10 protein-coding genes are annotated in these 14173 nt (G+C 22.5%); 3 read left to right on the top strand and 7 right to left on the bottom strand.

Translation table 11 applies throughout. The features are described from left to right. Nucleotides 1-417 precede the first annotated feature (417 nt). Complete coding sequence (proS, locus tag BUCIKOCA2762_RS00780) at nucleotides 418-2034, top strand: proline--tRNA ligase (protein ID WP_154028485.1); 1617 nt, start codon at nucleotides 418-420, stop codon at nucleotides 2032-2034. Between the two features lie 75 nt (nucleotides 2035-2109). Here the strand turns inward: proS and dnaE are convergent, their stop codons facing one another. From dnaE to rpsB, 7 genes are all read right to left on the bottom strand, one after another. Continuing rightward, on the bottom strand, nucleotides 2110-5634 hold the full coding sequence (dnaE, locus tag BUCIKOCA2762_RS00775) for a DNA polymerase III subunit alpha (RefSeq protein ID WP_154028483.1): 3525 nt from the start codon (nucleotides 5632-5634) through the stop codon (nucleotides 2110-2112). A gap of 175 nt (nucleotides 5635-5809) precedes the next feature. Then, nucleotides 5810-6127, bottom strand: a complete 318-nt coding sequence (locus BUCIKOCA2762_RS00770; protein WP_154028481.1) for a hypothetical protein — start codon at nucleotides 6125-6127, stop codon at nucleotides 5810-5812. 228 nt (nucleotides 6128-6355) lie between these two features. Beyond that, nucleotides 6356-8785: an outer membrane protein assembly factor BamA gene (gene bamA, locus BUCIKOCA2762_RS00765; RefSeq protein ID WP_154028479.1), complete on the bottom strand. Its 2430-nt coding sequence runs from the start codon at nucleotides 8783-8785 to the stop codon at nucleotides 6356-6358. Between the two features lie 193 nt (nucleotides 8786-8978). Then, entirely contained in the window at nucleotides 8979-9536 is a 558-nt protein-coding gene (gene frr / locus BUCIKOCA2762_RS00760; RefSeq protein WP_154028477.1) for a ribosome recycling factor, read from the bottom strand. A gap of 51 nt (nucleotides 9537-9587) precedes the next feature. Beyond that, nucleotides 9588-10307 carry a UMP kinase gene (pyrH, locus tag BUCIKOCA2762_RS00755; RefSeq protein ID WP_154028475.1) on the bottom strand — a complete coding sequence of 240 codons (720 nt, stop codon included), beginning with the start codon at nucleotides 10305-10307 and terminating at the stop codon, nucleotides 9588-9590. A gap of 101 nt (nucleotides 10308-10408) precedes the next feature. Further along, the gene (tsf, locus tag BUCIKOCA2762_RS00750; protein WP_154028473.1) at nucleotides 10409-11245 is read right to left on the bottom strand and encodes a translation elongation factor Ts; all 837 of its coding nucleotides are present in this window, start codon (nucleotides 11243-11245) and stop codon (nucleotides 10409-10411) included. A 43-nt stretch (nucleotides 11246-11288) separates the two neighbouring features. Continuing rightward, nucleotides 11289-12014, bottom strand: coding sequence for a 30S ribosomal protein S2 (gene rpsB, locus BUCIKOCA2762_RS00745; protein ID WP_154028471.1), 726 nt, complete (start codon nucleotides 12012-12014; stop codon nucleotides 11289-11291). 352 nt (nucleotides 12015-12366) lie between these two features. On the opposite strand from rpsB, the gene map reads away from it, so the two are divergent. Both map and dapD read left to right on the top strand, forming a co-directional pair. Then, complete coding sequence (gene map, locus BUCIKOCA2762_RS00740; protein ID WP_154028469.1) at nucleotides 12367-13158, top strand: type I methionyl aminopeptidase; 792 nt, start codon at nucleotides 12367-12369, stop codon at nucleotides 13156-13158. A 159-nt stretch (nucleotides 13159-13317) separates the two neighbouring features. Next, complete coding sequence (gene dapD / locus BUCIKOCA2762_RS00735; RefSeq protein WP_154028467.1) at nucleotides 13318-14151, top strand: 2,3,4,5-tetrahydropyridine-2,6-dicarboxylate N-succinyltransferase; 834 nt, start codon at nucleotides 13318-13320, stop codon at nucleotides 14149-14151. The last annotated feature ends 22 nt before the right edge of the window (nucleotides 14152-14173 follow it).

Raw genomic sequence — 14173 nt, 5'->3', positions numbered from 1 at the left:
TAAAACTTTAATATTATCCATAATAACAGTAATTTACTATTATATAAATTCTGATTGTTTTAACTATATTAAAATTTCATTTACTAGAAATTTTCTCTTACTTCGTTAAAATAATTATTTGTATTAAACATAATTATGTATATAAAAATATATACTTATACACAAATTTTAAACATTTATTATTATAAATAAAATATAATTTATAATTATAAAATAAACTATTTTTTATTAACAATAAAATTGTATTTATTATTTTATATTACATAAAAAATAAAAATTAATTATTTATATCCATATATAAACAACATATAAGAATAATTTATTAAAAATATTTTTTAAAAGATTTATTCATTGTAAAAATTAATTGTATTAATCTATTTATTATATATCAATCTATTTGTATTCAGGATACTTACTATGCATACTACTAAATATTTACTTTCTACTATAAAAGAAATACCTGCCAATACAGAATCAATTAGTCATCAATTAATGTTACGTGCTGGTATGATACGAATGTTATCTGCAGGAATATATACATGGTTACCTACAGGGTATAGAGTGTTAAAAAAAGTTATAAAAATTATTTCTAATACCATGAATCAACATGGATGCCTAGAAATTTGTGCTCCTATCATACAACCTAGAAAATTATGGGATCAAAGCGGAAGAACGAAATTATACGGAAAAGAATTAATTAATCTTATAGATCGTAGAAAAAAAAAATATATATTAAGTCCTACACACGAAGAAGCTATTAGTTATATATTTAATCAAGAAATTCACTCATATAAACAACTACCCATAGTTTTTTACCAAATACAGAAAAAATTTAGAGACGAAATAAGACCAAGATTTGGAGTTATTCGATCTATAGAATTCCTAATGAAAGACGCATATTCTTTTCATATAAACAAAATTTCTTTACAGAAAACATATGAGCTAATAAAAGAAATTTATATACACATATTTACACAACTAAAACTTGATTTTAAAATTATTAAAGCAGATTCAAAAATCATGGGAGGATCGATATCTCATGAATTTCATGCTATATCTAATATTGGAGAAGATAAAATTATTTTTTCCAAACATTCTAATCATGCCGTACATATTAGTAAATTTAACAAAAAAAAAAATAAAATTAAAATTTATTTAATAAAAACTAAATCAAATCAGTCTCAATATTCTATGGCTGCTTTACTAATGCGCAAATATGACCCTTTAAATGTAAAAGATTTACAAAATATTAATATTCTTGAATATCCTATAAAATTCATTAAATATAATAAAATGATTTTATCATATCAATTAACTGTTAATAAAAAATATTATAATAATGAAAATATATTTATGTTAGCAGATTCTAAAATAATCAATATACCGTATTTAATTATTACAAATAACTGGTTTAATAAAAAATTCACTCCAATTTTATGGAATAAAAGGATAATATTTAATAAAATAATTAATGTTAAAAACTATGATCATATATTTTATTACGATACAAATCAAGAAAAATTAAAAACAAAAAATAGTATTGAAATAGGGCACATCTTTCAAATTGGAAAAAAATATTCTAAAAACATAAATTTTTCATTACATGACAAAAATCATAATAAAAAAACATTACATATGGGATGTTATGGCGTTGGAATTAATAGAATTATATCGTCTATTATAGAACAAAATCATGACAATAATGGAATTATATGGCCTAATTGTATTGCTCCTTTTCAAGTATTTATTATTCCCATAAATATGCATAAAAATAAAAATATAAAAAATATAGCAAAATCAATTTATACGCAATTAATACACAATAAAATTGATGTTTTATTTGATAATAGAAAAGAAAATTTAGGTAAAATGTTTGCTGATATGAATTTAATTGGAATTCCGTACGGAATCATTATCAGTGATAATACTATTAAATATAAAGAAATTGAATTTTATTCAAGAAAAAAAAATTCAAAAATAAGAATTCTTATTTCTCAAATAACTCCGTTTATAAAAAAATTATATAATCGTTAACAGCTTCAAATATACAAATATTTTAAATAAAATTCACTATAAATATTTTATGTATAAAATATCAATAATAATTAATTATTTATAAAAATTTAATTTAATAATTATATTATTTTCAAATGTTTTTAAATAATTTAAAAAATTATTATCAGGATATACTTTATAAATTTTATCAAGTAATTGATGTTGTATGTAATATTTTTTCTTGAAAATAAAGTTTATTAACACATTTCCGGGACGTACGTTATGTAATAAATAATCATGCAATTTATCAAACATATATTTAATTATTTTATTATTATGTTTAATATATATTTTTATACTACGTATTCTGTTTGCTCGATATTCTTCAATATTATAAATTTTACGTACTACGATACGTGATCGATTAACAAAAGAGTCATGTGATAATTTTCCTAAAACTATTACAATAAAATTTTCCTTACAAGATAATTGATCTATTAAATAACTAAAATCATCAAAAACAATAATATCTAAACGGCTATATGAATCATCTAAAGTAATAATATAAAATTTACTTTTATTTTTGGTAAATGACGATTTAATAGAAAGAATAACGCCTGAAATTATAATGCTGTTAGTCGTATTTTTTAACAAACAATCATATAAAGTAACTCCATTAGTATAATAGTGTATTTCTTTTAAAAAATTTTTAATAGGGTGGTCAGTAATGTACAGTCCTAATATTTCTCGCTCCCATTTCAAAATTTTTAGCATAGTGCTATAAAATTTTTTATCGAATGTATTAAAATTATTTTTATTATTTTTTATCAAAAGTTTTTGTATACTACAATCGTTAAAATGAAACAAGTCATGCTGTTGTGTTTGTATAGATAAAATTTTTTGTTTAGCAATCTTTATTGTATTATCTATACTATTAAACAATTGAACTCGACATATGTTAAAACAATCACATGCACCTGACATTACCAATATTTCAAAAATATGACGCGTTATTTTTTTTAAAATTAAACGAATACACAAATCTATAAAGTTGATAAATAAATTACCTTGTTGATTTCTTTCTGCTAATATAATGTCGATAGAAGATTTACCTAATCCTTTTATAGCGCCTAAACCATAAAGTATTTCTCCATTTTTATTTACAGAAAAAGCATAATCACTAAAATTTATATTAGGCGGTTTAACTATTAAACACATACGACGTGCATCATGTATTAAATTCACTACCTTATTAGTACGCATCATATCTAGCGTCATAGCAGATGCCATAAATTCAGCAGAATAATTTGTTTTTAACCATAAAGTTTGAAATGCTAATAAAGCATATGTTACTGAATGTGATTTATTAAATCCATATGCAGAAAATTTTTCCAACAAATCAAAAATTTTACTTGATAGCTGTAAACAAATAGAATTTTTTGCAGCACCTAATTGAAATAATTTTCTTTGTTGTAACATTTCCTTGGGATTTTTTTTTGCCATCGCTCTTCTTAAGATATCAGCTTCACTAGGAGTAAAGTTTGATAAAACTTGAGCAATTTGCATAACCTGTTCTTGATATAAAATAATTCCATATGTTGACTGTAAGATAGGTTTTAACCATTCGTGCTGCCATCTACGATCAGGATACGAAATAATTTCTTTACCATGCTTACGATTTATAAAATTATCTACCATACCCGATTGTAATGGTCCGGGTCGATAAAGGGCCACTAACGCAATAATATCTTCAAAAGAATCAGGTTTTAAACGCTTGATCAAATTTTTCATTCCTAATGATTCTAATTGAAAAATAGAAGTTGTTTCAGATTTATTTAACAGAACAAAACTTTTTTTATCTTTTAAATCAATTTGATAAATAAAAAAATTTTTTTTTCCATTACGTACATTTTTTATATTAATCATATTAATAATCATGTCAATCATAGTTAAAGTTTTTAATCCTAAAAAATCAAATTTAACTAAACCTACAAACTCAATGTCATCTTTATCAAATTGCGTAATCTGATTTTTACCTTGTGAATCACATAATATAGGTACAAAATCAGAAATTTTAGTAGGAGAAATAACTACTCCTCCAGCATGTTTGCCTATATTCCGAATTACTCCTTCTAGTTTTTTAGCTATATTAATTAATATTTTAATATCATAATTATTATGGTATAAATTTACTAATTCATTATTCATAGAAAATGCTTTTTTTAAAGTCATTTTTGGATCTAATGGTATTAATTTAGAAATTTTGTTCATCAAACCATACGGATAACCCAATACTCTACCAACGTCTCTAATAACTGCTTTAGCAGCCATTGTACCAAAAGTAATAATTTGTGAAACTGAATCACGACCATATGTTTTCATTACATGATCAATCACTAAATCTCTTTTATTCATACAAAAATCAATATCAAAATCAGGTAATGAAACACGATTAGGATTTAAAAATCGCTCAAATAATAAATCAAACTGTAAAGGATCTATTTCCGTTATATTTAAAGCAAATGATACTAAAGATCCGGCACCAGAACCTCTACCCGGACCTACTGGTATACCAGTATGCTTAGCCCATTTAATAAATTCCATTACAATAAGAAAATAACTAACAAATCCCATTTTTTTTATAATTAATAACTCATGATGCAATCTAGCAAAATATATTTCTTTTTTTATGTTTTTTTCTATTTTATTGGAAAAAATATTAGTTAAACGTAATTCTAAACCCTTAATTGCTTTTTCTACAAAAAAATGATAAGAATTCACGGAACCGGTAGGGAATATTGGTAAAAAATAAGAACCAGAAGGAATAATAACATTACAACGCTTTACAATCTCTGTACTGTTAATTATTGATTCAGGACAATCATGAAAAATATGAATCATTTTATCTGGATGTTTTAAATACTGATGTCTGGTATGTTCATAAATAAACTTTGGATCAGTAATAGTTTTTTTTTTATGAATAGCAACTTTAATTTTATGAATATATGAATCATTTTTTTTTAAAAATAATACTTCATTAGTAGCAACTATTGGTAAGGAATGTGTATAAGAAAGATATTTAATGTATTTAATATATTCTTCTTCCCGTGAAACTCCTACACGAGAAATTTCTAGATAATATTTATTCGGAAAATGTTTTTTGTAAAAAAAAATACAACGATTTAATAAATTTACATCATTTCTAAATATACATAAACCGATATCACCTTTTATGCCTCCCGATAAAACTAATAAACCGCGTTTAAATCGTAATAAATGGTTCATATCTATTATTAAACCAAAATTATCATCATATCCTAATTTATAGGATTCAGATAATAATTCAATTATATTCTTATAACCATAATTATTAGCAGCTAACAAGGTTAACTTGTGTTTCATGTCATCAATAATATTTGATTGTACAGTAACATCAACACCAATGATCGGTTTAATGCCTACTTTGCAGGCTAATGAATAAAATTTAATAACACCATGTAAATTATTCACGTCAGTGATACCTAATGAAATCATATCCATTTTTTTTGCATATTTAATTAATTTATCTAATTTTACCATGCCATCAATCATAGAATAATCACTATGTATCCGCAAATGTACAAAATTATTTACATACATACTTAATCCAAATTCATTACATAAATTTATTAGAAATATAAACTTCTACTAAAAATTTAACATAAATAAATATTTATATTAAAACGAATAAAGTTTATTAAATTTGTTTATAAAAAATATTAATTTTATATAAATTTATTAATTTTAATATAAAAACCAATTTTTATATATAAAACTATTTATCACAAACCGCTAAAGATATAGTCGATTGACATACAATATTTTTTTTAACCATTACTATACCTTTGAATAAATAAATACTACATAACTGTTTTTTAAAAAATATCTTTATAATCATTTGATCGCCAGGATATACTGGACGAATAAATCGTGTATTATATATTCCAGTTAAATAACAAATTTTTTTCTTAACATAGTTATTTGTTTTGTGATAAAAGAGTAATAAACCACTTGATTGGGCAATTGATTCAACTATTAACACACCTGGAAAAATTAATTTTTTCGGAAAATGACCAAAAAAAAAAAAAATCATTTACAGTAATGTTTTTTAATGTACATATATATATTTTTTTTTTAAAATCTAATATTTTATCAATTAATAAAAATGGAAATCGATGTGGTAAAATTCGTAAAATATCATTTATACTACAAGTATATTTACTGTCTTGTATATCGTTCATCGTTATATCTCTTATCTAAAAATAATAATTTTTTATTATTATTATTTTTACATTCATTTTTAACAAATATTAAAAATATTTTATAAAAAATTCACACTAAATCTATTTAAAAAATAATTAGATATATTATGTGGATGTAGTGGAAATGCAAATGTAAAAGTAATAGGACCAAATATTGAATACCAACGTATAAAAGTACCAGCAGATAAATATGTATAATTAGGTTGACCAATAGTTAAAGATTCTTTAATAGAATATAATGAAATAGTATTTTTCCAATTAGTATCCCAAATGTTAATAGCATCTAGAAATACACCCGCCTGAAATATTTGAAAAATTTTTTTCAATATTGTTATCTTGGGAGATGATAACTCTACATTAGCATGAACCATCATATTTCCGCCTATAAAATCTGTAGAAGGATAAAAGTGCGATACAATATTTTGTTTAGAATTAGCTGAATGATCATTACTATTCTTATAGTAAATCGCTATCGGACCAACAGAATTATCTTTAAATCCACTTTTTGTATTTTTATGATAAAACTTATAATTTTCATAAAAAGGAAAAATATGATGACCTAATGTTAATCCTGATCCAAATTCTAAAAAATTATGTATAGTAATATCATATATCTTTTCTAAAGGAACATACTGGTTAATACTAAAAAAAATCTTATGATAAAAATTATCTGAAAAAGGTAATGTTAATTTACCCAAAAATTTTATATGTGTACCCATTTTAAAAAAATTTTTTTCTTTTATATTGTTAAAATCAAACATATATTTAACAAAAAAATCATTAACAATAAGATTATCTATTTTTGAATTTAAAAAAAATTTTTTTGAAAATGATGATAAATATTTTAACAATACAATATGAGGAGATGTAAGTAAGATTTTTGTTTTTTCATATCCGCATGTCACAGAAAATTTTTTATTTTTTATTTTAGGTGTATAACATGAGGTATCAAAACCAAATAATTTATTAGTAGAAGTGTTTGGAAAAATATAACGTTCTTTCATAACGTTAACAAAAGCATTAGATTTTAAAAAAAAATTTTTTAATAATCTTAACGGCTTTAATAAATGAATCTTTAAATTAGTATCATAAATATTTTTTAAAACTGTAATACATAATTCATTTCCAGCATTAAGAAAATTTTTTTCTAGTAATAAAAACTTTAACAAAACACCTCTTCCGTTTTCATAACTAGTTGATACACTTACGTTTCTAGTATTATCACATTTTTTAAAATAATAATAAATATCAACTTTATCATTACTATATAAGTGTTTTTTTACACATACTTTTATATTATTAAATAAACTAGTTTTAAATAAATCATGACAGGATTTTTTTATTAAATTTATATTAAATAAATCATTTTTATGATTATATATAAAAATATTTAAAAATTTCTGATCTATAAAAGAATTACCTGAAAAATTTATTTTATTAACAAAGTATTGTTTTTTTAAATCTAATAGAATATACAAACATATTGTATGATTTTTTTTATTTAATTCTGAATGTAATAAGATACGAGTATTTAGTAAACCCATTTTTAAAAAAATATTTTTAAAATCTTTTTTTAACTGGCTAATAGTAGATTCACAATAAGGAGCATTTAATACATATTTTTGAATATCATGCACAAATTTATTGCTACACAGTCCTTTATGTTCATCTATAAAAATTTTTTTAATATAATATCGTGATCCTTCATTAATATTTATTTTTAAATCAATACATTTATCATCTCGTGAATAATGTTGTTTTGCTATATTTATTTTAATATCTAAATATCCGTGACGTATATAGAAATTATATAACGCGCGTAATGATTTTTTAAATGTAGTATAATCACATCTATTAAAATCAAAAAAATTCCACAATAAATTATTATCATGTTGATTTAAATCTTGTAATACTTTTTTTTTATAAAAATTTTTGTTACCATAAATAAAAATTTTTGATATTAATGATATTGGTTCTTCTTTAAATATTATTTTTAATTGAACAGTATTGTCGGGATAACGAACAATTTTTAACGCACAATGAATACTAAAATATCCTTGTAATTGATATGCTTTTTTTAAATATAAAAAAAAATTATTAAAATTAAATATATTAAAAGATTTATTTTTTTTGACTTTAAATCTATTAAGCAATTTATTAAAATATTTCAATTTTTTATTATTAACACCTAATATGCTAATATCAGTGATAATAGGAAATTCCTGTACAGAAAGTATTAAAGTATCGTTTAATCTAGAAGTATGTATTTTCATAAAATAATTAGTACGTAATAACAACGCAATTATTTTCGAAACATTAATACATGTATTATCGTTAAAGGAATTCAATTGTAAAGTTTTTAATATATTATCTCGAGATACATGTTTAACTCCACATACAGAAATACGTTTAATATGTTTCATATTTACAGCAGATACAGATACAGAAAAAAACAAACAACATATAAAAAAAATTTTTTTTAATAACATATTTATATAATATTCCTATATAACATCTATAATATTGGATTATATTAATATCTATTATTATAATTTTAATTTATTAGAACTGTCATTCTATTAAATAAAATAATTAATAGATAAATTATCTTTTAAATTATTAATTTGAAAATAATAGTTTAAATATATATTTAAATCAATAATAATAAATAAAAAATAAAAATTAAATTATTAATAATTCTTTTTCTTTAATTATAGTAATATCATTTATTTTTTTTATAAATAGATTAGTGTTTTGTTGAATATTTTGTTTACATTCTTGCGCTACATCTTGATTAATTTCTTTTTTTTTTAATAAATTTTTTACTCGATCATTCGCCTCTCTCCGAATATTTCGTATAGATATACGTGCATTTTCTGCCTCGTGTTTAATAATTTTAATAAATTCTTTTCTCCTAGATTCTGTTAAAGCCGGTATAGGAACACGTATACATGAATCATTAGAAATAGGATTTAAACCTAAATTAGCATTAATAATTGCTTTTTCTACAATATTTTTTATAGATATATCAAATAAAGTAATTTTTAATATACTATTATTTTCTAAAATAATATTAGATAATCGGCTTAATGCAGTTAATGTACCATAATAATCAATATGAATATTATTTAATAAATCTGGTGAAATACGATTTGTGCGAATTTTATGTAAATCTTTATTAAATAATAAAAAACATTTATTCATCTGCACATAAACTTGTTCTTTTAACATAATTAGCATATTTTTTCTCTTAATAAAATCATTCCACTAAACTCATAAATTAATAACTTGTTAATAAATCAAAGTACCGACTGAGTTAGCATTAATAACAATGTCATGTAAAACTTTTGGATTATGCATATCAAATACCAAAATAGGTAATTTATTTTCATAAGCTAATATTAATGATGTATAATCCATAAATTTTAATTTCTTATTTAAAGCTTCTTTATATTTTAATGTATGATATAATTTAGCAGATGAATTAACTAATGGATCAGATGAATAAACTCCATCTACTTTCGTTCCTTTTAATAAAATATCAGCTTTTATTTCAATACCATATATACAGGCCGCTGAATCTGTGGTAAAAAACGGTACCCCTAAACCAAAACAAAATATCGCAATATATCCATTCTCTAATGCATCATTTACTTTATCTAATCTATATCGTTCACACATTCCATCCAAACGAGTTGATGAAAAAATCCTACTTTTAATTTTATATTTTTGCATAAACTCATAGATTAATAATCCATTAATAACCGTCGATAACATCCCTACGTGATCTGATATAGTTCTTCGCATCCCTAATTTTTCTAAATCAGAACCTCTAAATAAATTCCCTCCTCCTACAACTAAACCAACTTTAATACCAAATTGTGTTAATAAATATATCTGATCTACTAAATCTTTAATAAAATCAATATTAATACTTCCTGTATAATTATCTTTTAAAAATTCTCCGCTAATTTTTAATAAAATTCGATTATATTTATTTTTATTTTTCATGATCAATCACCAAACCTATATTTGTATTACCAATAAAAATCAACTAATACCATTTAACTGAGTACTAATCAAACTATAATTTACACACATATATATGTATTTTATATATTTTCTCCAACTTGAATGCGTATAAAAGAACGTATAGTAATCGAATTACTGTTTAAATAATCATTAATTATTATTTTAGGATCCATAATAAACTTCTGACGAATTAAAGTTATATCATTAATAAATTTATTAATACGCCCTTGTACAATAGACTTAATTACATGATTATTTTTGCCAATTTTATTGGCTATATTTTTTTGAATAGAGATTTCTCGTTCAATTATATCTTTAGGAATATCTATTTCTGATAAAAATAATGGCCGAGAAGCTGCAATATGCATAGCAACATTCTTAAAACATTGATTTATATTATTTTTATTATCTTTATTAGAGGAAGAAGAGACTATTCCTTCTACTAAAACACCTATTTTATTTGAATGAACGTATGAAATAATAGTATTTCCCGTAATATATTTAATTCTACGAATTATAATATTTTCACGAATCCTAGAAATTAAAGAAATTCTTTGTGAATTAAAAATATTATTCAAATCATTCAAAATAAAAATTTTTTTTTTACCGGAATAATTAACAACAGTTTTTCCAAAATTATTAAATTCATCATTATTTGCTACAAAATCAGTTTCCGAGTTTAATTCTAATAATACACCAACATTTTTATCATGATATAAAAATATTCGACCAAATTCTGTTTGACGTGATATCTTGCCAGTTGCAATACATACACCTAATGTTCTTAAATAATCAATAGCATGATTAATATTTCCGTTAGATTTTTGCAAAGCAACCTTACAATCCATAAAACCAGATCCTGTTTTACTACGTAATTCTTGTATTAATTTTTTTGAAATTTCCATTCTATTAATCATCCAAATTTAAAACTGTTACTATATTATTTAATAAATATTAAGATTATGATTCTTGTAATCTTTTCTTTAAAATGAGTGATTCTTGTTTTTTTTTATAACATTTAGATAAAGAATCAGATAAAATACTTAAATATAAATTAATTGATTTAATTGCATCATCATTACCTGGAATAATATAATCAACACCTTCAGGACTAGAATTAGTATCTACTATAGCAAATACAGGTATCCCTAAATGATTAGCTTCTTGAATTGCTATATGTTCATGCATAGTATCAATCACAAAAATCGCATCAGGTAAACCTCCCATATTTTTAATACCGCCTAAACTATTCTCTAGTTTATTTAAAGATCGTGTTCGCAATAAAGCTTCTTTTTTTGTTAATTTATCGAATGTACCATCAGTAGATTGTTTTTCTAAATCTTTCAATTTATTAATAGATTGTCTTACTGTTTTCCAATTAGTTAACATACCACCTAACCAACGATGATTAACATAAAACTGATGACATGATAATGCAATAAATTTTATTCCCGTACTAGCAGACCGCTTAGTTCCTACAAATAATATTCGTCCATTATAACTAATAATTCTTTTAAGTTCTGTAATAGCTAAATGAAATAACGGTAAAGTTTTTTCTAAATTAATTATATGTACTTTATTTTTAATACCAAAAATAAACGGCTTCATTTTTGGATTCCAATATCGTGTTTGATGCCCAAAATGAACACCTGCTTTAATCATATTCTTCATTAAAGGAATATCCATAACTATTCTCCTATAATTTTTAAAATAAAAAAAAATATGTTAATATAATAATATACAAGTTAATATAAAAAATAAAATCTTATTAATTAATATTTGTTTAGAAATAAAATAGTATTTTTAATCATTACTAATAATGAAAATATTTAATTTATTAAATAGAAAAATTCTATCCTATGTATTTTTATATAAAATATATTATATCATAATATAATAATATTATTGATATCGTTTTTTATATTTTAATAAATACATACCATAAATTTTACATTACGTTTATTTGTAAAAATGATTGTTATTCTCAATATAAAGTATTTTGTACAAACAAAAAATAAAAATAAATTAATCTGTCGATATGAAAAATATATTAAAAAGCAAATATGACCTCCAACAAATACGAATATCTGGCAAAATAACAGCTGATGTACTCAAAATGATCCAACCATATATAGTGCCTGATATATCAACCAAAGATATAAATGATATTTGTCATAACTATATCACTCATGTTAAAAAATCTATACCAGCATGTTTAGGGTATAATAATTTTCCCAAATCTATATGTATTTCTGTTAATGATGTTGTTTGTCATGGAATTCCAAATAAAAAATTATTTTTAAAAAATGGAGATATTGTAAATATAGATGTATCAGTAATTAAAAATAACTATTATGCTGATGCATCTAAAATGTTTTTGGTAGGATTAGTAACAAACAAACACAAATTATTATGTAAAATTACCCAGAATAGTCTTTATTTATCATTAAAATGCGTTAAACACGGCGTCAAAATAAATAAAATTGGATATATTATTCAAAAATATGTAGAAAAAAATAAATTTTCAATAGTTAAAGAATACTGTGGACATGGAATAGGAAAGAATTTTCATGAATTACCGTATATTTTGCATTTTTATAATAAAAACGACCACACAATTATGCAAAAAAACATGGTTTTTACTATAGAACCTATGGTAAATGAAAAATCATCACATATACAATGTATGAAAGACGGATGGACAGTAAAAACACAAGACGGCGGTTTATCTGCGCAATACGAACATACAATTTTAGTTACCGATACTGGATGCGAAGTAATAACACATCAAGAAAACGAAAAAATTCCAAAAATTTTTATTAATATATAAAAGATATACATATAAGATATTCAAAAAATTATTCCTAATAACAATAAAATCTTTAAATTTTTCAAAAATAAAATTTTTAAAGTTTATTTAATAATTTTATTGCTACGCTATATTAAAATATAATAGTAATTATATCATCATAACAGGTCAATAATACACATGATAAAAACACAAGATCATATAGAAAAAATTTTTGAAAAAAAAATTAAAGATCATCACTATCAGATTACAAAAATTGAAAAATCTTATATTAATAAAACAATTTCAAAATTAAACTCTGGAACCATTAGAATTGCAGAAAAAATTAATGGTACTTGGATTACACACCAATGGATAAAAAAATGCGTATTATTATACCTATATTCTAAAAGTAATAAAATTATAAAAACATCAAATAATGTATTTTATGATAAAATACCTTTAAAATATAAAAATTATAATGAATCAAATTTTATTGAAGACTCCGTACGAACAGTTCCTAATTCAATAGTTCGATTTGGTGCATTTATTGGTAAAAATGTTGTACTTATGCCTAGTTTTGTAAATATCGGAGCTTATATAGGAAAAAATACTATGATAGATGCCTGGGCAACGATCGGATCGTGCGCACAAATTGGTTGTAATGTACACATATCCGGAGGTGTAGGTATAGGGGGTGTTCTAGAACCTTTACAAAATAATCCCACTATTATAGAAGATAATTGTTTTATTGGAGCAAGATCTGAAATAGTCGAAGGCGTAATTGTAGAAAAAAATTCAGTAATTTCTATGGGAGTATATATTAGTCAAAGTACTAAAATTTATGATCGAGAAACAGGAAAAATATTATATGGACGAGTTCCTTCCGGATCGGTTGTAGTATCAGGAACATTACCATCTAAGAACCATAATAATATACACTTATACTGTGCAGTAATAGTCAAAAAAGTTGATAACAATACATTAAAAAAAACTGAATTAAACAGCTTACTTCGAGGCATAACAATTAATTAAATATAATTAAAAATAATTTTTA

It is taken from the genome of Buchnera aphidicola (Cinara kochiana kochiana), assembly GCF_900698905.1.
GTDB lineage: Bacteria > Pseudomonadota > Gammaproteobacteria > Enterobacterales > Enterobacteriaceae > Buchnera_F > Buchnera_F aphidicola_W.
The sequence above is the reverse complement of the archived record's forward strand: the minus strand, read 5'-3'. Positions and strand labels throughout refer to the sequence as shown.